Origin of the sequence: Streptomyces sp. NPDC002564 (genome assembly GCF_042889645.1) — a bacterium.
GTDB lineage: Bacteria > Actinomycetota > Actinomycetes > Streptomycetales > Streptomycetaceae > Streptomyces.
On the sequence record NZ_JBIARE010000023.1, the window covers coordinates 1 to 20,529 of the forward strand.

Sequence of the window (20,529 nt, forward strand, 5' to 3'; positions counted from 1 at the left end):
TCCAGCATCGCCTCCCGGAACTTCTTCGACCCGTTCGCGTTCGTCCGCTCCCCGATCGCCATGTAGGAGGTGTCCTGGCGGAAGGGGACGGTCTGGTAGAGGGAGGCGGCGCCGGGTTCGGGCTGGGGGGTGCGGGCGGAGGGGGTCAGGGGGCGGACCCGCTCGACGACGGCGCGCAGGTGCTCGGGGGTGGTGCCGCAGCAGCCGCCGACCAGGGACAGGCCGTAGTCGGCGACGAAGTTCTCCTGGGCGTCGGCCAGTCCGTCGGGGCCCAGCGGGAAGTGGGCGCCGTCCTTGGTCAGCACGGGCAGGCCGGCGTTGGGCATGCACAGCAGGGGGATGCGGGAGTGGCGGGCCAGGTAGCGCAGGTGCTCGGTCATCTCGGCGGGGCCGGTGGAGCAGTTCAGGCCGATCATGTCGATGCCCAGGGGCTCCAGCACGGTCAGGGCCGCGCCGATCTCGGAGCCGAGCAGCATGGTGCCGGTGGTCTCGAAGGCCAGGGAGCACACCAGGGGCAGGTCCAGGCCGGCGTGGTCCAGGGCGCGGCGGGCGCCGAGCAGGGCGGCCTTGGTCTGCAGGAGGTCCTGGGTGGTCTCCACGATGAGCAGGTCGGCGCCGCCGGCGATGAGGCCTTCGGCGTTGGCCTGGAAGCCGTCGCGCAGGGTGGCGAAGTCGATGTGGCCCAGCGTGGGCAGTTTGGTGCCGGGGCCGATCGAGCCGAGGACCCAGCGCTCGCGGGTGTCGGCGGTGGTGAATTCGTCGGCGACCTCGCGGGCGATGCGCGCGCCGGCCTCGGAGAGCTCGAAGATCCGCTCGGGGATGTCGTACTCGCCCAGGGCGGCGTGGTTGGCGCCGAAGGTGTTGGTCTCCACGCAGTCCACGCCGGCGGCGAAGTAGGCCTGGTGCACCGAGCGCACGATGTCGGGCCGGGTGATGTTCAGGACCTCGTTGCAGCCCTCCAGTTGCTGGAAGTCCTCCAGGGTGGGGTCCTGTTCCTGGAGCATGGTGCCCATCGCGCCGTCGGCCACGACCACGCGGGTGGCCAGGGCGCGGCGCAGGGCGGCGGCGCGGTGGCGGGGTGCGGTGGTCATGAGGTCCCCGCGATCCGCGCCTCCAGGGCGCGGGCCGCGGCGGGTCCGTAGGTGTCCTCGATGCGGGCGGTCAGGTCGGCGGGGATGAGCTTGTACTCCTGGGTGCCGACCGATTCCAGGACGGTGGTGGCCAGGGCGCAGCCGAGCTGGGCGGCGCGTTCGTGGGGCAGTTCCCAGGCGGTGCCGGCCAAAAAGCCGGAGCGGAAGGCGTCGCCCGCGCCGGTGGGGTCGGCGATGGTGGTGGCGGGCACGGCGGGCACGGGCAGGCGGGGGCAGCCGGCGCGGGCCAGGGACACGCCGCCGGCGCCCAGGGTGGTGATCCAGGTGCCGACCCGGTCCAGGAGCTGCTGCTCGCTCCAGCCGGTGCGTTCCAGCAGCAGGGCGGCCTCGTACTCGTTGGTGAACAGCCAGCGGGCGCCGTCGACGAGTTGGCGGGCCTGGTCGCGGTCCAGGCGGGCCAGCTGCTGGGAGGGGTCGGCGGCCACCGGGATGTTCAGGCGGTGGGCGGTGGCGGTGTGGCGCAGCATGGCGGCGGGGTCGTCCGCGCCGATCAGGACCAGGGCGGGGGTGCCGGTGCGGGCGGTGACGGCGGCCAGGTCGATGTGGGCGGCCTCGGCCATGGCGCCGGCGTAGAAGGTGGCGATCTGGTTCTGGTCCTGGTCGGTGGTGCACACGAAGCGGGCGGTGTGCAGGGTGTCGCTGACCTGGACGGCGGTGGTGTCCACGCCGTGTTCGCGCAGCCAGTGGCCGTATTCGGCGAAGTCCAGGCCGGCCGCGCCGATCAGGACCGGGTCCAGGCCGAACAGGCCCAGGCCGAAGGCGATGTTGGCGGCGACGCCGCCGCGGCGGACCTCGAGGCGGTCGGCGAGGAACGACAGGGAGACCCGCTCCAGCTGTTCCTTGATCAGCTGTTCGGCGAAGCGTCCGGGGAACACCATCAGATGGTCGGTGGCTATCGATCCGGTCACGGCGATACGCACGGAAAGGCACTCCTTGAAGCGGGGGTCGGCGTCAAAAGGCACGGCCGCGCCGGGCCCGGGGCGGCGGGTGCCGCGCCGGGCCCGGCGGGGTCTGGGCGGGGGCCGGGGCGGCGGGCCCCGGGTCCGTCCGGGGTGCGTGCCGCGGCGGGCGGGGCCGGCGGCGCGGCGGCGGGGTTCAGCCCGCGTCGACGGCCTTGCGCAGGGCGTCGGCGCGGTCGGTGCGCTCCCAGGTCAGGTCGGGCAGTTCCCGGCCGAAGTGGCCGTAGGCGGCGGTCTGCGCGTAGATGGGGCGCAGCAGGTCCAGGTCGCGGATGATCGCGGCCGGGCGCAGGTCGAAGACCTCGGTGACGGCGCGTTCGATGGCGGCCTGGGGGGCGGTGGCGGTGTTGAACGTCTCGATGAACAGGCCGACCGGTTCGGCCTTGCCGATGGCGTAGGCGACCTGGACCTCGCAGCGGGTGGCCAGGCCGGCGGCGACGATGTTCTTGGCGACCCAGCGCATCGCGTAGGCGGCGGAGCGGTCGACCTTGGAGGGGTCCTTGCCGGAGAAGGCGCCGCCGCCGTGGCGGGCCATGCCGCCGTAGGTGTCGACGATGATCTTGCGGCCGGTCAGGCCGGCGTCGCCCATCGGGCCGCCGATCTCGAAGCGGCCGGTGGGGTTGACGAAGAGGCGGTAGTCGTCGGTGTCCAGCTTGATGCCGTCGTCGGCGAGCTGGGCCAGGACGTGGTCGACGACGTGGGTGCGGATGTCGGGGGTGAGCTGGTCGGCCAGGTCGATGTCGGCGGCGTGCTGGGAGGAGACCACGATGGTGTCCAGGCGCACCGGGCGGCTGCCCTGGTACTCGATGGTGACCTGGGTCTTGCCGTCGGGGCGCAGGTAGGGGACGGTGCCGTCCTTGCGGACCTGGGTCAGGCGGCGCGAGAGGCGGTGGGCCAGCTCGATGGGCAGCGGCATCAGGGCGGGGGTCTCGTCGGTGGCGTAGCCGAACATCAGGCCCTGGTCGCCGGCGCCCTGCCGGTCGAGCTCGTCCTCCTGCTCGCCAGAGGCGCCCTGGACGCGCTGCTCGTAGGCGGTGTCGACGCCCTGGGCGATGTCGGGCGACTGGGCGCCGATGGACACCGACACGCCGCAGGAGGCGCCGTCGAAGCCCTTGGCCGAGGAGTCGTAGCCGATCTCCAGGATCTTGTTGCGGACCAGGGTGGCGATGTCGGCGTAGGCGGCGGTGGTGACCTCGCCGGCGATGTGGACCTGGCCGGTGGTGATGAGTGTTTCGACCGCGACGCGGGAGGCGGGGTCCTGGGTGAGCAGGGCGTCCAGGACGGTGTCGCTGATCTGGTCGGCGATCTTGTCGGGGTGGCCCTCGGTCACGGACTCCGAGGTGAACAGGCGGCGGGACATGACTCTCCAGGGCAGAAGGAGTGAACGGGACGGAAAAGAAGGAAGGGCCCGGCGCGGCCCTCGGCCGGGGCGGCGGTGCGGGCCGGCGCACACCGCGGCCCAAAGGCGGGGCGGTGCGGGCGGGGCGGTGCGGGCGGGGCGGTGCGGGCGGGGTGGTCGACGGGGCGGGCCGGGCGGCGGGAGTCGCGGGGGCGCCCGGTGGTCAGGGGGTGAACGCCTGGGCGATGGCGTAGCTGTCCTCGTACATGTGGTAGCGGGTGATGCGGCCGTCGGTGACGGTGAAGTGCAGGGCGTAGCGGTTGGTGAAGGTGTGTCCGGTGGCCAGGACGCCGAAGACGCCCTCGGCGGTCACGACGGCTTCGGTGCCGTCGATCAGGCGGGTGTGCAGGGCGAAGCTCTGGGGGGCGGTGAGGACCTTGGGGAAGAGTTCGAAGAACTCGCGGATCTCGGTCGGGGTGGCGCGGCGGCCGGTCCAGGGCACCTGGGGGCTGCCGTCGATGCGGAAGTCGACGGTGTCGGCGAACAGGTCGATCATGGCGGGCAGGTCGCCGGAGCCGAACCGTTCGAAGAAGGCGTCCACGGTGGCGCCGGTGCTCTGCGGCGGGGTGCTGGTCATGTCGGCTCTCTTCGCTCTGGGGACAGGCGGCCGGGCGGGGCGGGCGGTCGGGCGGGGCGGGGGCCGGTTTGTCCCCCGTCCCCGCCCGGCGGGCGCTGCGGGGTGCGGGTGGTGCGGGGTCAGGCGGTGTCGGCCAGGCGTTCCTGGAGGTGGCGGGCCAGGGCGATGCGCTGGACCTTGAGGGTGGCGGTGCGCGGGAGTTCGGCCTGCGGGATCTGGACGGGGTCGGCCAGCTGGGGGAAGTCGGTGACGGCCGCGCGCCAGCGGGCAATGTCCAGGGGGGCGTCGTCGGTGGTGCAGATGACCGGGACGGGCTCGTCGCCGGGGCCGGGGACCACGACGAGTTCGCTCAGCTCGGACAGGCGGCCCAGGACGACGTCCTCGACCTCCAGGGAGCTGCGCACGCCGGCGATCATGTCGACTTCGCGGTCGAGCATGTGCAGGCAGCCCAGGCGGGTGCGGTAGCCGACGTCGCCGGTGCGCCACCAGTCGCCGTTGCGGTTGGTGTCGTAGCGGTCCTGTTCGGCGAAGTAGGTCTTGGCCAGGCCGTCCCAGGCGACTTCGATGAAGCCGGGGTTGTGTGCGCTGGGGGGCCGGCCGTCGCGGCTGGTGACGCGGACGCGGGCGGCGCCGGCGGGCATGGCCCAGCCCACGCAGCGGCCGTTGGCCTTGTGGGCGGAGTTGCGGAAGTAGGCGCGGCCCACGGCGGGGCCGACCTCGCTCTGCCCGTAGATCTGGAAGAACAGGGCGCCCTGGCGGTCGGAGGCGTTCAGCAGCCGGCTCATGGTGCGCGGGTGGATGGCGTCGAAGGTGCTGCTGAAGACCTTGACCGAGGCGAAGGGCTTGCGCGGGTCGGCGCTCAGGTCCTCCCAGTCCATCAGGGAGTTGGGCAGGGCCTCCACGAAGCCGGGCCGGTGGGTGAGGAACTGCTCGGCGACGGTGTCGGGGTCGGACTCGCGCAGCAGCAGGACGGGCAGTTCCTTGAGCAGGGCCAGGGACATCGCCGCGACCATCCGCGAGTGCACGAAGGGGATGTGGATGGCGACGGGGTCCTTCTTGCGCATCAGCTTGAGCAGGCGCCACTGGGGCAGCAGGCGGATGCCCTGGGTGCGGGGGGTGTGCACGACGAGTTTGGGCAGTCCGGTGGTGCCGGAGGTGTGGGTGATGACGGCGGCCTCGTCCAGGGGCCGTACCACCGGGCGGACCCGCGGGGAGCCGGCCAGGCCGGCCAGGCTGGTGGTGCCGGGGCGTTCGCCGGCCACGACCAGGACGCGGCGGGTGAGGTCGGCCAGGGGGTGGGCGGCCAGGCCGGCGTCGAGTTTGGCGGTGTCGGTCAGCAGGCTGGGCCGGCCGACCCGCTGGATGAGGGCGGTGACGGTGGCGGCGTCCAGGGCGGGCGAGAGCATCACCGGGACGGCGCCGATGCGCGAGGCGGCGGCGCCGAGCATCCAGATGTCGGCGTTGTGGCTCTTGTGGACGACGATGTGCTCGTCGGGGCGTACGCCGGCCGCCCACAGGCGTGCTGCCAGGTCGTCGACGGCGCGGGCGAACTCGGCGACCGTCAGGCGCCGTCCGGCCTGGGGCAGGGCGTCCAGGTCGTGGTCCAGGGTGATGGGGGTGGAGGGGTTGACGGCCGCGGCCATCTCCGGCAGGAGACCCAGGTGCAGGCCGCGCTTTTGTATCGATTGGTAGACCGTGGAGCCCTTCATGGGGGGCTGTCTCCTTATGCAGGGATGGGTGAGAGAAAGCGGGCCGGGTGCGGCGCCGGAGGGGCGGGCGGGTGCGGCCGACAGGGCGCGGCGGGGCGGTGCGGGGAAGAAAGGCGGGCCGGCGGCCTCACACTGCGCGGGGCTGTGTCGTCGAAGGGGGTGAGGCGGGCCGGGTGCGCGCCGCCCCCGGGCGTCCTGCCGGCGCCCGGGCGGGCGGCGGGCCGGGTCCGCAGCGGGGCGCCGGGGGCGCCCCCTTGGGCCGGCGGGTGTGCCGGCCCCGTGCCCCCGGCCGTGCCCCTGGTGGACGCCCGGCCGGCCGGGCGGGCTCTGACCGAGGCCCGCACGGCTGGCCGGTGCCCTGCCACCCGGCATCCGGCGGCCGGTGTCCGGCGTATGGCGGTCGGCGTCTGGCGTCTGGCGGGGTGCGGGTGCCCGGGCGGCGGGGGGCCGGTGGGGCGGTGCTCAGCCGGCGGCGCGGCCGATCTTGAGGGCGGCGGCGGTGTCGGTCACGCGGCGGGCTTGGTGGCGGGCGGCCTGGAGGGCTGTGTCGCCGGGTGCGCCGTCGCCGGCGACGTGGGAGGTTCCGTAGGGGTTGCCGGACTGGAACTGGATGGGGTCGGTGTAGCCGGGGGGCACGATGATGCCGCCCCAGTGGTAGAAGGTGTTGGACAGGGCCAGGATGGTGGATTCCTGTCCGCCGTGGGGGGTGTTGCTGGCGGTGAAGGCGGAGAACACCTTCCCGGCGATCTTCCCGGCGAACCAGAGGGGTCCGGTGGTGTCGATGAAGGCGCGCAGTTGGCTGGCCGGGTTCCCGAAGCGGGTGGGGGTGCCGAAGAGGACGGCGTCGGCCCATTCCATGTCCTCGTGCGAGGCCTGGGTGATGTCGGTGGTGGCTTCGCGGTGGGCGGCCCAGGCCGGGTTGGAGTCGATGGCGGCCTGCGGGGCGGTCTCGGCGACCTGGCGCAGCCGCACGTTCGCGCCGGCCTTCTCCGCGCCCTCGGCCACGGCCTGGGCCAGGGCGTGCACGTTGCCGGTCGCGCTGTAATAGATGATTGCAACGTTCACAGGTTCCACAACTGAATCCATTTCCTTGGTTCCTTGGTTCCTGGGTCCTTGGTTCCTGGCCCCTTGGCGACTTGGCCCCTTGGCGATTTGGTTCCTCGGCGCGTTCGGCGCGTTCGGCGCGGCCGGCGCACCTCCTTCGCCGGGGCGGGGAGGTGGGCCGGCGGGCGGCTAGCGGGCGATGACCAGGGTGGCGGGCGGCGCGGCGTGGAAGGTGACGTCGGTGAAGCCGGCCTTGGTCAGCCAGTCGTGGTAGTCGGAGCGGCGCCAGGTGCCGCCCTGCTTGCTCTTGAGGAGCATTTCCGAGGCGAACAGCAGCGGGAAGGCCGGGCCGCTGCGGTCGTCCTGGACGACGTAGTCGCACACCACCAGGGCGCCGCCGGGCTTGAGGGCGTCCTTGAGGCGGGTGAAGACGGCGACGTTGTCCTCGGGGCCCTCCTGGTGGGCGATGTGGGAGTAGAGCGCCACGTCGTAGGCGGCGGTGCCGAAGTCGGTGGTGTGGAAGTCGCCGTCGATGCAGGAGAAGCGGTCGCCGAGGCCGCGTTCGTCCAGCAGGCGGCGGGCGATCTGGTTGATGGGTTCCCAGTCGAGCTGGGTGGAGCGGGCCTGGGGGTTGCGCTCGAGCCAGGTGGCGGAGTAGACGCCCGAGCCGCCGCCGACGTCCAGGATGGAGATCGCGCCGGCCTCGGACAGGTGCAGCACGTCGGCGGCGACGGCGGCGGCGGGCACCGACTGGGCGGCGATGGCGGTGACGACCTTGCCCCAGTGCGGGTTGTCGGCGACCTCGGTGGTGGGGTCGCTGATGGGGCCGCCGGCGGCCACCACGTCGGGCAGGGTGGTCAGGTGGGCCATGTGGCCGAGCTTGAGGCGGGCCATGCCGCTCAGGTCGGCGGGCCGGCCCTGGACGAGGTAGGCGGCGGCCGAGGGGCTGTTGCGGTAGCGGGTGCCGTGCAGTTCGACCAGGTTGATGCTGAGCAGGCCGTCCAGCAGGGTCTGGGCGCCGCGTTCGGAGATGTCCGCGCGCCGGGCCAGCTCGCCGGCGGTGTCGGCGCCCTGGTCCAGGTGGGTGAACAGGTGGTGGGTGGCGGCCGCCGCGATGATGCCGGTGGACCAGTAGCCGTTGATCAGGCGCAGGATCTCGTCCGGGGCGGGCTGGTTGTCGCTCATGCGGTGCCTCCCTGGCCCGTGGGGGCCGCGTGGGTTCGAAGTGCGGTGCGCAGCCGGCTCACGACCCGTTCGATCTGGTCTTCGCTGAGTTCGGCGTGCATGGGGATGGCCAGGTGGTGGTGGAAGAGGTCGGCCGAGACGGGGCAGCTCTGCTTGGTCTCGAAGACGGGCTGCAGGTGGGTGGCCCAGGTGCCGTGTCCGCAGCCGATGCCCTGGCCGCGCAGGTCGGTGGCCAGGGCGGCCCGGTCCACGCGTGCGTCGAGCTTGACGAGGTAGGACTGCCAGGCGTGGGTGCGGTCGGCGGGGACCTGGGGCAGCGTCAGGAGTTCTTCGTCGGCCAGCAGGCGGGCGTAGTGGCCGGCCACCACGGCGCGCCGCTCGAGGAGTTCGTCGATCCGGCCGATCTGGACCTGCAGGATCGCCGCGGCGATGTCGGACAGTTTGAAGTTGTAGCCGATCTCGGTGAACTCCGGGATGGGCAGGCCCACGATCTTGGACTGGTCGAAGATGCTGCCGATGCCGAAGGAGGCGCGCAGGCGGGCCTGGTCGGCCACCGTCTGGTCGGTGGCCAGCAGGGCGCCGCCCTCGCCGCTGGTGGCGCCCTTGCGGCCGTGGAAGGACAGGCAGGCCACCTCGGCCAGCGAGCCGGCCTGGCGGCCCTGGTAGGTGGCGCCGACCGCGCAGGCGGCGTCCTCGACCAGGAAGAGGCCGTGCCGGTCGGCCAGGGCCTGCAGTTCGCTGTAGTCGGCGGGCAGGCCCACGGTGTCCACCGCGATGATGCCGACCGTCTTGGGGCCGATCAGGTCGGCGACGGCCTGCGGGTCCACGGTGTGGGTGTCGGGGCGCACGTCGGCGAAGACCGGGACGGCGTCCAGGTAGCGCACGGCGTGGGCGGGGGCGGGGAAGGTGTAGTCGGCGACGATGACTTCGTCGCCGGCCTGGACGCCCAGGGCCAGGAGCGCGACGTGCAGGGCGGCCCCGCAGTTGCTCAGGGCGACGGCGTGGGCCTGGTAGCGCTGGGCGAGCTGGGCTTCCAGGGCTTTGCCCCGGGGGCCCTGTCCGGCCGGCCAGCCCGAGGCGAACACCTCGGCGACGGCGGCCAGTTCCTGCTCGCCCAGGCTCGCGTGGACCAGGGGGATGGTGTCCATGGTGCTCACTTCCCGCGGCCCGCGGCGGCGGGCGGCTGGTAGCGCAGGGGGGTGATCTGGCTGACGTCGTAGCGTTCGCGCATCTCCTCCACCGCGGCGGGGTCCACGGCGGTGCCGCGCGACCAGATCTCGGCGATTTCCTCGAAGTAGTGCTCGTGGTCGGGCGAGGGGTAGCTCTGGAAGAGCATCCGGGCCGGGGCGGTGCCGGCGTTGCGGAAGGCGTGCGGGGTGCCGGGGGGCACGAACATGCAGGCGCCCTCGGTGGCGGTGACCGCGCCCTGGCCGTCGGCGGACTGCCACTGGTGCCAGTTCTGCTCGGTGCGCTCGGCCGGCTCGAAGGCCAGCAGCTGCAGCTCGCCCTCCAGGACGTAGAAGAACTCCTGGGAGTTCTCGTGCACGTGGGCGCCGACGTCGAAGCCGGGCGGCACGACCACTTCGAAGATCGAGATGGACGAGCCGTGGGCGTGGGTGGCCTTGAAGGTCACTTCCTGCGCCTTGGTGATCAGCTTGCGTCCCCCACCGGGCGGGAGGATCAGGCCAGTCATGGGTTGGGTTTCCTTCTTTCGTACGGGATCTCGCGCGGCGGGGGCACCCGGGGCGCGCCGGCTCCGGGTGGCCCGGTCAGCCGGCGGAGGTGTCGCTGTTCCAGCGGCCCAGGGCCATCTCGGCGGTGATGCCGGGGCCGAAGCCGGCGATCAGTCCGGTGGCGTCGGGCATGGGGGTGTCTTCCTCGAACAGGCGCAGGGCGGCGTCCAGGACGACGGCGCTGGCGATGTTCCCGTACTCGGTCAGCGTCGACCAGCTGTGGCGGAACACCTTGCGGTCCACGTCCAGGAACTTGGCCAGGTCGTTGAGGATGCGCGGGCCGCCGGCGTGGACGATGTAGAAGTCCAGGTTGCTGGCGTCCCACTGGTGGCCGGCGGCGAACTCGCGCAGCACCGGGGCCAGCGGCTCCATGGTGCCCGGCACGCGGCGGTCCAGCTGGAAGTGGAAGCCGGTGTCGCGCACCGCGTAGGAGATCCAGTCCTCGGTGTGCGGGATGAGGTAGGAGGAGTTGCGTTCCAGCTCGATGCCGGTGCCGCCGGTGCCGCGCACGACGGCGGCGGCGACCGCGTCGCCGAACAGGCCGTCGGAGAGCAGCGAGCCGATGTCGTCCATGTCGGGCTGGTAGCACAGCGAGCACAGCTCGCAGGAGACGATCAGGACGTTGCTGCCGGGGTGGGCCACGCAGAAGTCGTGGGCCCGGTTGATGGCGGCGCCGCCGGCGGCGCAGCCCAGCTGCGCGATGGGGATCTGGCGGGTGTCGGAGCGAAAGCCCATCTTGTTGATGAGCCAGGCCGTCAGGGACGGCATCAGGAAGCCGGTGCACGACACGTAGATGATCGCGTCGACCTGCCGGGCCTCCAGGCCGGCGTTGGCCAGGGCCTCTTCGACGACCTCGGGGGTGCGCTTCTTGGACTCCGCCTCGTAGATGCGGTTGCGTTCGGTCAGGCCCGGGTGCTTGAGGGTCTCCTCGATGGGCTGCACGATGTGCCGCTTCTGCACCCCCGTGTTGCGGATCAGGCGAAGTGCCAGGGGAAGCTGCGGCTTTCCGGCATGGACCCGCTCGGCAAATTCCAGTGTCTCTTCCGCGGTGATGACGTATTCCGGCACGCGCACGGACGGCTTGCATAGCCTGGGCATATCGGGAATCCACTTTCTCTAGAGTCTGCCTTCTGCACGGGAAGAAGCTTTCGCGCACTCCCGCCGCCGCCCGGTCGGGCGGTGGCACGGGCAGCCGTGACGGCGCCTGCCGCGCCGCCTTCGCCGGGCCCGGCACCCGCCCCTGCCCCCCGTTTTTGTGTGGGGGCGGGCGGGTGCCGGGCGCCGGGGAAGGCGGCGCGGGATGAATCGGCCGGACGCCCGGCGGTGCACCCCCCGCCCCCCCCTGCCCCCCGCCCTCGGGGGCAGGGGGGGGCGGCCGCGGGCACGGGGGCAGGGGTGTCTGCCGGGTGCGGGCGCGGCCACGGGAGGGGCGGGGCTGTGCTCTGGTGCGGTCGCGGCCGGGAAGAGAGGCACCTGGCGGCCATGCCGACCAGCCCTACCGCCCTACCGCCGTACTGGCGTAGTGGCGTAGTGGCGTAGTGGCGTAGTGGCGTACCGCCGGCTGGCGGTTGTCGGTCATGGCGGCCATGTCAGGTGCGGTACTTCCCGGCGGCGCCGGGGCCCGCCGCCGGGCAACGGCCGTGCAGGGCACGCTGCGTGAGGGGCGGTACGGGCGGTGGGAATGGCGCGGCTGCGCGCGGGGACAAGGGGGTGCCGGTGGTGCGGTGCGGTGAGCAAACCTCCCGGGCGGGGCGGGTTCCGGGGGCCGGGGGCACCCGGAGGGCCGGGATCACCCAGAGGGGTCCGGTGTCCCGGGTTCCGGGGTCCGGTGTCCCGGGGTCCGGGGGGCGGGGCGGCCGGTGGCGGCGGGGGTGCCGGATGTGCAACTCCCCCTGCATCGGCTGCTGGTGCCCTCCATGGACTGCTCGCCGCTTCGTGCTGCTGCTTCTTGCCGCCCGTGCCACGCCGTCGCCGCGTGGCACGGGCGGGGCGCAGATGGAGGCGAAGAACACGCCGGGCGCCTGCCGGTGCCCGGCGTGCGGGCGGCCCGGCGGGCCGTGCGGGCGGCCGTCCCCGCACCGTTCCCCCCGTGCCCCTCCCCCGGCACGGCAGGCGTGCAGGGCGCGGGGACTTATGGGCGCGGGGAATCCCCGCCGGGCCCGCGGACCATGGACGAAAAACGTCCCGGCATACGGGGGGAATTTACGGAGGGGGAAACGGCACCGCAGGGGGCAGAAACTCGGCACAACCCGTACGGGGCGGCGGATACGACACTCAACCCACCGCCTCAGAACCGGCTTTGGGCAGGGAAGTCGTGCAGAAATAGTGACACGGATGCCGCCCCGCACCAAGGGCCTCCGAAAGTGACGTAGGTCACTACACGGGGTGCGGTGCCCGGGCGGCACGCGGAGGCCCGACGTCCGCATCGGCCGGGGCCGGGGCCGGGGTGCGGGGACGCTCCAGGGCGCGGCGGGGGCGGGGCAGTTGGGCCGAGCCACCCCGCCGGGCCATCCCGGGGCGCGGCGAGGGCACCGGGGGCGGAGCGGGCAACGCCGTGCCGGGGCGGCCGGGTTGGGGTCGGGAGGCTCGACGGTGCGGTGCGGTGCGGTGCGGTGGGGGTGGGTCTGGGGCTGGCGGTCGGGCGGTCGGGCGGTCGGGCGGTCGGGCGGTCGGGCAAGGCTGGTTCGGGGCAGTGGGGTTGGCTCCGGTGTGCGGCGGGGCCGGCCCGGGGCCAGGGGGGCGGTGCGGGGCCACGGGGGGCAGGGGAAGCGGGATCGTCCCGGGTGTTCCGGTGGGCGCAGGCCGGTCCCGGTCCCTGTCCTGAGGCGGGGTCATGTCGGTTCGGTGCGCGCTGCGTTGGGCCGGTACGGGTGCGTCGGCACCGCGGGCGGGTGCGGGGAGGCGGCGTGTTGGGCCGGTACGGGTGTGCCGGTGCCGTGGGCGGGGGCCGGGAGGCGGTGCGTTGCGGGGCGCAGGTCCTGCCGGTTCGGGTGCGGGACCGCATCGGGTGCGCGGCAGGGTGGCGTCCCGGTGGTCGCAGGCCGGCGGCGTACCGTCCGCGGTGGCGGCAGAGGGTGCGGGTACCGCCCCGGGGGGGCGCTGCTTCTTGTGTGCGGCGGGCAGGGGTGCCCGCGGGCCGGTGCTGCACCGGCCCGCCGGGGGCGGGGATGCGTCGCAGGGGTATCCGGTGCGGCCGGTCGGCCCCGGGTGCTGTCGCGCGGCGGCGAGGAGGCGACGCGTGCCGTGCGTGCCGTTGCGGTGCCGGGGCGTGGCGCGACCGCGCCGTCCGCCTGCTCACCCGCTCCCCCGCCGACGCGCGTCCCTCCGCGGGTGGGGTGCTTCCGGTGGCCGGTGGGTACCGGGGTGTTCACCGGGCCGCCCGGGGCCCGGCCGGGCCCCGGGGGGTGCCGGTCGGGTGCCGGGGGTGCACAGCGGCAGCGTGCCGTACTGCCCGCCGGGGAGGGGTGTCGTGGTGCGGTCCGCCGGGCGGGGAGGGGCCGGCCGTCGTCCGGCGCGGCCCGCACACCTGCCGCTCCTCCCCCGCCCCTGTCCGCTGCCGGCTGCCCGCCGGGGCCGGGGCGGGGACCGGACCCCGGGGCGGGGGTTACAGGGTGCGGACGGCGGATTCGGCGTGGCGGCGGGCCAGTTGGAGGATCTGGCGGCTCTCGCGGGTGAGGTCGGCGCGCACGGTGCGGCGGGCCTGGTCGAGGCCGGTGCCGGGGCCCAGGATCTGTTCGACGGTGTCCTCGCGCAGCAGGGCGTGGTGCTGGGAGACGACGGTGACGCCGTGTTCGTCGGGCAGGACCGACCATTCGCCGCAGTGCGCGGCCAGCAGCGGGCGGGGCACGGTCGCCTTGTGCACGATGCGTCCGGCGTGCGGGAAGCAGATGCGGATGCCGGCCACGGCGGCCTCGCCGCCGTCGGCCGTGGCCAGGTCCAGGGCGACTTTCTGGATGCCCACGTGGGGTTCTTCCAGGGCCACCCGGCGCACGTGCGGGAGCTGTCCGGGCCAGTCGGCGATCTCGTAGAGGAAGTTGTAGACGAGTTCGGCGGGTCCTTTGACCCGGACGGACTCGGCGAAGGAGAGGGCCAGCTGGTCCAGGCGGGGCCAGCGTTCGGCCAAAAAGCGCAGGCTGTCCAGGGCGGAACGGCTGTTGGCGGTGACGACCTCGGTCAGCCAGGCCTGGTCCTGGGGGCGCTCCTGGGCGGTGGTGAACTCGTGTTCCAGGCGCAGCAGGCAGCGCCCGGCATCCAGCGCCTGGACCGACCACACGCCGGCCATGGAGGTGGCCGGGGCCATGAGCAGGTCCTGGCGGAAGGTGATGCGGCGGCGGGCGGGGTCCTGGACGCGCTGGGAGGTCCAGGAGGTGATCTGGCCCTCGGCCAGGACCCACATCCGCAGCCGTTCACGGGTGCCGTCGAAGTCCAGCCGCTGGGCGTACACGTTGCGCGGCAGGAACAGCGGCCAGCGCTCGGGGTCGGCGATCAGCGTGTAGGCGACGTGCGCGGGGGCGGCCACCTCGGCCGTGTGCGACAGGCGGTGGATGAGTTCACCGGACACCGGGCCCCTCCCCTCTGTCGTCAGTCATCGGTCATTGGTCATCGGTCATCGGTATGGGTCATCGGCATCGGTCGCCGGTGCCGTCGGCCGGGTGCGGCGGGCGTGCGGTCACGGCGGTGGCCGGGGCCCGGACATCCGGCCGTCCGGTGCGCCCGCTGCCCCGGGGTGCCGGCGGCGGTCGGGGCGGGCGGGTGGCGGTCCAAGGAGTGTGGCCGGGCCCGCTCGACGCGGGCACAAAGACGGCTCGAGTCCGCCTGGGCCCCGGCGGGCGGGGCGGGGGCGGACTCGAGCCGGGCGTAGGGGCGGGCGGTGGCCCAACCGTACGGACGGTGCACGACCGCGCACGGTGACGCGCGGTGATGCGGGTGGTGCACGGTGGTGCGGGTGATACCGGGTGGTGCGCGGTGGTGCGGGTGGTGCGGTGGTTCAGGCGGCGTACAGGTCGAAGGTCGAGCTGCGGCGCGGTCCGGCCACGACGTCCAGCTGCGGGTCGACGGCCAGCATGGCCTGGTGCAGGCGCTGCACCTGCGGGGAGGGCTCCACGCCCAGTCCCTCGATCATGCGGATGCGCAGCTTGCGGTAGATCTCCAGGGCCGAGGCCTGGCGTCCCGACCGGTACAGCGCGACCATGGCCTGGGAGTGCAGGCCCTCGTGCTGGGGGTAGCGGGCGGTCAGTTCGGTCAGCTCGGCGATCAGCTGGGAGTGCCGGCCCAGGCGCAGGTCGGCGTCGATGCGGCGCTCGACGGTGCCCAGCCTGCTCTCCTCCAGGCGCATGACCTCGATCTCCAGGATCGGGCCGACCCGCACGTCGACCAGCGCGGGCCCGCGCCACAGGGCCAGGGCCCGGCGGAAGCGGTCGGCGGCCACCTCGTCGTCACCGTTCTCGAAGGCGTCGCGGCCCTCGCCGGCCAGGCGCTCGTACTGGTGCACGTCCACGCTCTCGGCCGGTATCTGCATGAGATAGCCGCCGTGCCGGGTGGCCAGGACCTCCTTGGCCGTGCCGGGGGCATCGGGGCCCAGCGCGGTCCCCAGGTGCCGGCGCAACTGCAGGATGTAGGTCTGCAGGGTGGTGAGCGCGCTCTGCGGCGGCTCGGTGCCCCACAGCTCCTCCATGAGCGTGGGAACGGGCATGACCCGTCCGGGGTAGAGGGCAAAAAGGGACAGAATCTGCCGCGGCTTGCTTGCCGTCGGAACAATCGATCCCCCGTTGACCTCGGCGCTCAACGGACCCAGAACCTGAATCTTCATGGGTTTCCTCCGTACTTCGTCGAGTTCCTGTCTTGACTGCATTCCGTCGCCGCGGGCGTCGTGGTGTGGTGCGGGTGGGGCATCCTCCTTTCCCCTTGGGGGAGTTGATGGCATGTCAGGGTCCTTGCACCTGCGGCACGTTAGGCGCCGCGGGCCAGGAGGGCGTGGGCTGGGGTGAAGTCCGCGCGACGGGCACAAGAACGTTCACCCGCCCCCCTCTTTTTTTCTCCTTCTTGCTCCGGCTCCCGGCTCCCGGCCCCCGGCCCCGGGGTGCGGGGGCGGTGCCGGGCTGCTCGCCCGGCCCCGGCCCGCCGGCCCGCCGGCCCTGGTGCCCGGCCGGGACGTGCGGTGGCGCTCGTGGCGGTGGCGCGGTTCCTGGGACACGGCGGTGGGGGGCGCCGTCCTGACGGGACGCCGGCCGCGGCAGTGCGGCGACGCCGGTGACACACATCGTGCAGATGGTGCGGTGGCACAGGCCGTACGGGTGGTGCAGGCCGTGCGGTGGTGCAGGCCGTACAGGTGGTGCAGGTGGTGCAGGTGGTGCAGGTGGTGCAGGTGGTACGGGGCCCTGCCGGCAGTACGAGCCACTACGGGCCCTGCCGGCAGTGCGCTGGTGCGGGCGGTGCGGGCGGTGCGGTGGTGCGGGCGGTGGAGACGCACTCGCCCGCCGCGGGCTCGCGGCGGGCGAGTGCGTGGGGAGGGGGGAAGGGGTCGTGGGGCGGCCGGCCCGCCGGGGACGGCCGCGGGGCTCTCACCCCGTGGGCGCCAGCCGTTGCCCGCCGGCGCCGTCGGCCTGCAGGGCCAGGTCGTGGCCGGCGGTCAGGATGGAGCGCTGCAGGCGGCGCAGCCGGGCGGACGGCTCCAGGCCCAGCTCCTGCACGAGGGTGGTGCGCAGCCGCTGGTAGGCGTCCAGGGCCTCGCCGCGCCGGCCCGAGCGGTGCAGGGCCAGCATGTACTGGGCGTGCAGGGACTCATGGGTGCGGTAGCCGTTGACCAGCACGGTCAGCTCGGCCAGCAGTTCACGGTGGCGGCCCAGGCGCAGGTCGGCCTCGATGCGCCGGTCCAGCGCGCACAGCCGGCTCTCGTCCAGCCGCTTGATCTCCATCTGCAGCTGCGGGCCGGCCTGCACGTCGGCGAAGGCGGTGCCCGACCACAGGGCCAGGGCCTCCCGCAGCCGGCGCGCGGCCCCGGCACAGTCCCCGGCATCCATCGCCCGGTAGCCGGCATCGGCCAGCTGCTCGAAGGCGCGCACGTCACTGCGCCCGCCGCCGCCGGCCAGCAGATAGCCGCCGGGCATGGTCACCAGCACGTCCTTGGCCCCGCCCGAACCACCCGCACCGGGGTGCGGATCCCGGCCGGCACCGGGCAGTGCGGCCGCGATCAGCTCCCGCAGCTGCAGCACATAGGTCTGCAGCGTGGTGCGGGCACTGCGCGGCGGGGCACTGCCCCACAGTTCCTCGGTCAGTGCCGAGACCGGCACCATCCGGTCCGCGTGCAGCGCCAGCAGCGCCAGCACCTGCCGGGGCTTGGGAGCCGTGGGCGTGATGGAGCGACCGTTCTCCCGCACCGACAGCGCGCCGAGTACCTCGATATCCACCGTGTCCCCCTGAACGTGGATGGAGCCGCGGCCCGGGGCGATCCCCCGCTACCGCATCCAGATTCAATTAGATTCCGCAGGCCCTGTCAATACAAAACCGCGTAGCTGGTTTCTAGCGGTGCTGGACCGGCCCTCCGGCGTCCCACCAGCCACTTCTTGAGTGGATCTTGAGGAATGTGCTGGTCACAGAGGCGCCGGCGGACCCTGCCGGACCACCGGACACCGCAGGGCGGACAGGGCCGGGCCGGACTCCGGGACACCCGGCCGCGGCGGGCCCGGGAAAACAGCGATGGACCGCTGTTTTTGTGCGGGTCACCTGCCGTTCGGACGGGAGTCACCCCTCCCGTCCCGGGACGGACACCACCCACGCCCCGGAAGAAGCGGAAGGGGGCACGGAAGGGGGGCAAGGAGCGGACGAGGAGGGCGGGTCTGCCGGCCACTGGCCCGGGAGGGCGGGACCGGGAGGACGGGACCGGGAGGGCGGGACGCAGGGCCCGGGCCGAGCAGCCGAGCGCCGGGTGTCAGGCGCCGGGCTCCGGGCGCCGGGCGTGCCGGGAGCAGAAGCAGCCCGGTCTCGGTACTCGGCCCGGCCTCATCCGGGTGGCCCGGCCGGGAGGCGGCCTGATCCCGGGCGGTCTGGGCCGGGACGGTCTGGCCGGAGGCCGGGCCGGGCGCGCGGCGTGCCGGGAGCGGCGCAGAAGCAGCCCGGTCCCGGCAATCGGCCCTGCCACATCCGGGGGCAGCCCAGGGTGGTCCGGTCAGGGGCAGTCTGGTCCGGGACGGTCTGGTCGGGGGCCGGGGCGGGCAGGCCCGTGGGCCGGGGGCGGTTGCGCCGCTCGCGCCGGGGGCGCTCGGGCCGTTTGCCGCGGGGGCGGCTGGAGGGGCCAGCGGTGCAGGAAGGCCCGCGGCACCAGGGGCAGGAACGCTCCGAGCCGGGACCGGGGCCGGTAGGCCGGTGGGGCCAGGCGTGCCCCGGGGCGCCAGGGACGGCTCCAGCCGGGGCGGCCGGGCCGGGATCGGGTTTACCCGGGGGGCGCGGCCGGGGCGGGGGCTGGCGGGATCCGGGGAGCCGGGGCGGGCGGGCCGGGGACACCAACTGCCGTCCTCCCCGGGCCGGACACCCGGACCGGCGGTGCCCGGCACCGTGGCGCGGGAAGCGGACGCCCCGGGAGCAGACACATCCGGGGCAGGCGCGGACGTGTCCGGGAGCGTGCACTCCCGGGCTGGGGGTGCCGGAGTCCGCAGCGTCAGGAGCCGGCGGCCGCCCCGGCCTGGCCTGGCCGGGCACGCCGTGACGAGCCGCACCCGGGCCGGGGACCGGCGGGACGGGCAAGTCCGGGACGGGACCCGGCGCTTACTCCGGGAGGCCGCCCCCGGACCCGGGCCCCGGGGGCAGGGCGCGGGACGCACCGGCACCTGCCGCTTCCTCGCCGCCCGCGGCGCGCCCGGCCCCTGCCGTGCCCGCGGCAGCTGGGCCCGCACCGCCCCGGTACGGGGACCGGCCGTCCGGCTGCGGGCCCGGGCCGTCCTGGCCCGAAGGCCGACCGTCCTGGTGCGGGCCCGGGCCGTCCCGGCGCGAAGGCCGACCGTCCTGGTGCGGGCCCGGGCCGTCCCGGTGCGGGAGCGGGCCGTCCCGGCGCGGGTCCGGGCCGTCCTGGTGCGGGAGCGGGCCGTCCTGGTGTAGTGCGGGCGGGCCGGGGGTGAGCCGGGGCAGCAGGAGGTCCCAGTAGCGCTCCAGGGTGCGCCGCGAGATCCAGGCCGGGTCCTTCAGGCCCAGCGAGGCAAAACCGACGGTGGCGGCGACCACCAGGGCGGCGACCTTGGCTGGCACCACTTCGGGCGCCAGGGTCTTCTCCCGGCGGGCGGCATGCAGCAGCGACTCCACCCAGCGCTGCCAGGCCCCGCGCAGATCCAGCGGATCGGTACGCCAGGGCGCCGGACCCACCAGATGGAAACCGGCCCGGACCACCGCATCCTGCTCCACCGCCCGCATCAGCGCATGCTCGGCCGCGATCAGCCGCTGCAGCGCCCCGCTGTGCTCCGCATCGGCCTGCTCGGTGATGCGGTGCACGGCAGCCAGCGCCGCCGCCTCCACCGCACGGGCCAGGGCCTGCTTGCCCGCGAAATGAAAATGCAGCGCCCCCGCACTCACCCCCGCCCGCCGGCTGATCCTGCTGATCGTCGCCGGCACGAACCCCTCCTCGGCAAACACCTCCGCCGCCGCCCGCAACACCGACTCCCGCGTCCGCGCGGCCCGCTCCTGCTGCACCATCCCCACCCTCCCGACCCCGAACAACCCCACACCCACACCCACCACCAACAACCGGCAACCGGAACCGCCGGACACGCCCGCACACACCGAACACACCACCCCAACACCCCACACCCGCCACCTCCGCCGCACCCGCGGTAGCCGACGCACCCCCGCGGTGGCCGGTGCGCCCGCCGTGGCCACGAGTCGGCCGCAGTGTCCGCGATGGCCACGGGCCGACCGCCGTGGCCGGGGCAGGGGCGGCCGCAGGAGCAGACGCAGAAAGGCGCACGGGGTGAAGGGCGGACGGGGTACACAGCGGCCGCCGCCGGCACCTGCTACGGCCCGCCGGCCGGCCGCACACCACCGCACCGGCAGCGCACCAGCGGCCCGGCAGCGCACCACCGGGCCGGTGCCCGGCACCGGGCAGCCCCGGGCAAACCCGCCCGGCCACACCACGCCGCCACCCGCACGCTCACACCCACCACCGGCCCCCTCCCACCCAGCCTTCCGTACACGGAGCGGCCAGTGCCCACCACACACCTCCGCAGCGGACACCACCCACCACAGCGCAGCAGCACGGGACAACACGACGATCACCCCAGCCTGCGCCGCACCCCCAAGGCCCCACCGGACAGCCACTCAAGAACCAGACACCCCACCCAAGAACAGCCACCACCCCCACAAGATCCGGCAACCGCCGGCAGGACAACACCCACCGCCCCACGACAGCCGGACACCAAAGAGCCCCGCCCTCACCACACGCCCCCAGCCCCGCGCCCACACCAGACCGCAGAACCACCCCAGGCCACACCACCCGAGAACAGCCACCACCCAGCCCAGAACCGGCCCAGAACCCCGGGCAGACACCAGAACCCGCACCAGAGCGACACCGGACACCACCACAGCCACAGGAGCAGGCACAGCGGAGGGAGCGGCGGCGGAGCAGACGCAAGACCCAACAGGAGCCCCCGCCAAAGAGGAAAGCAGCCCCGGACCCGGAAGCCAGCCGTCAACAACCGGACCCCCGGGACCCACCCTCAAGACCGGAGCCGGAGCCCAACCCGGCCCGGCTCGGCCCAGCTGGGCTTCGGGACCGGAGCCCGCCGCCCGGC

The 20,529-nt window shown here is 74.2% G+C and carries 14 protein-coding genes; all 14 read right to left on the reverse strand.

Translation table 11 applies throughout. The features are described from left to right. Positions 1 to 1,091 (reverse strand): homocysteine S-methyltransferase family protein (locus ACFYXE_RS37775; RefSeq protein ID WP_389320919.1); only part of this gene is annotated, 1,091 nt, incomplete at its 3' end. Further along, a complete protein-coding gene (locus ACFYXE_RS37780; RefSeq protein ID WP_361181638.1) occupies positions 1,088 to 2,071 on the reverse strand; it encodes a carbohydrate kinase family protein in 984 nt (327 codons plus the stop codon). The genes ACFYXE_RS37775 and ACFYXE_RS37780, both read right to left, overlap by 4 nt. A 175-nt stretch (positions 2,072 to 2,246) precedes the next feature. Then, positions 2,247 to 3,470 (reverse strand): methionine adenosyltransferase, encoded by a 1,224-nt coding sequence (gene metK / locus ACFYXE_RS37785; protein WP_389320923.1) that lies wholly within the window; start codon positions 3,468 to 3,470, stop codon positions 2,247 to 2,249. Positions 3,471 to 3,672: 202 nt separating this feature from the next. Then, positions 3,673 to 4,086 carry a nuclear transport factor 2 family protein gene (locus ACFYXE_RS37790; RefSeq protein WP_389320926.1) on the reverse strand — a complete coding sequence of 138 codons (414 nt, stop codon included), beginning with the start codon at positions 4,084 to 4,086 and terminating at the stop codon, positions 3,673 to 3,675. 119 nt (positions 4,087 to 4,205) lie between these two features. Next, positions 4,206 to 5,795, reverse strand: a complete 1,590-nt coding sequence (locus ACFYXE_RS37795) for a class I adenylate-forming enzyme family protein (protein ID WP_389320929.1) — start codon at positions 5,793 to 5,795, stop codon at positions 4,206 to 4,208. Between the two features lie 462 nt (positions 5,796 to 6,257). Then, positions 6,258 to 6,881, reverse strand: coding sequence for an NAD(P)H:quinone oxidoreductase (gene wrbA / locus ACFYXE_RS37800; protein WP_389320932.1), 624 nt, complete (start codon positions 6,879 to 6,881; stop codon positions 6,258 to 6,260). A 147-nt stretch (positions 6,882 to 7,028) separates the two neighbouring features. Next, complete coding sequence (locus ACFYXE_RS37805; protein WP_389320935.1) at positions 7,029 to 8,024, reverse strand: methyltransferase; 996 nt, start codon at positions 8,022 to 8,024, stop codon at positions 7,029 to 7,031. Continuing rightward, complete coding sequence (locus ACFYXE_RS37810; protein WP_361180867.1) at positions 8,021 to 9,172, reverse strand: DegT/DnrJ/EryC1/StrS aminotransferase family protein; 1,152 nt, start codon at positions 9,170 to 9,172, stop codon at positions 8,021 to 8,023. The genes ACFYXE_RS37805 and ACFYXE_RS37810 overlap by 4 nt, the downstream gene beginning before the upstream one ends. Positions 9,173 to 9,177: 5 nt before the next feature. Then, positions 9,178 to 9,717, reverse strand: coding sequence for a cupin domain-containing protein (locus tag ACFYXE_RS37815; protein WP_361180868.1), 540 nt, complete (start codon positions 9,715 to 9,717; stop codon positions 9,178 to 9,180). A gap of 76 nt (positions 9,718 to 9,793) precedes the next feature. After that, a complete protein-coding gene (locus ACFYXE_RS37820; protein ID WP_389320941.1) occupies positions 9,794 to 10,855 on the reverse strand; it encodes a type III polyketide synthase in 1,062 nt (353 codons plus the stop codon). Positions 10,856 to 13,361: 2,506 nt separating this feature from the next. Further along, positions 13,362 to 14,318 carry an SRPBCC family protein gene (locus ACFYXE_RS37825; protein ID WP_389320944.1) on the reverse strand — a complete coding sequence of 319 codons (957 nt, stop codon included), beginning with the start codon at positions 14,316 to 14,318 and terminating at the stop codon, positions 13,362 to 13,364. A 426-nt stretch (positions 14,319 to 14,744) separates the two neighbouring features. Further along, entirely contained in the window at positions 14,745 to 15,566 is an 822-nt protein-coding gene (locus tag ACFYXE_RS37830; RefSeq protein ID WP_389320947.1) for a BTAD domain-containing putative transcriptional regulator, read from the reverse strand. A gap of 751 nt (positions 15,567 to 16,317) precedes the next feature. Continuing rightward, the gene (locus ACFYXE_RS37835; protein ID WP_389320950.1) at positions 16,318 to 17,163 is read right to left on the reverse strand and encodes a BTAD domain-containing putative transcriptional regulator; all 846 of its coding nucleotides are present in this window, start codon (positions 17,161 to 17,163) and stop codon (positions 16,318 to 16,320) included. A 1,354-nt stretch (positions 17,164 to 18,517) separates the two neighbouring features. Continuing rightward, the gene (locus ACFYXE_RS37840) at positions 18,518 to 19,435 is read right to left on the reverse strand and encodes a ScbR family autoregulator-binding transcription factor (RefSeq protein ID WP_389320953.1); all 918 of its coding nucleotides are present in this window, start codon (positions 19,433 to 19,435) and stop codon (positions 18,518 to 18,520) included. Between the last annotated feature and the right edge of the window lie 1,094 nt (positions 19,436 to 20,529).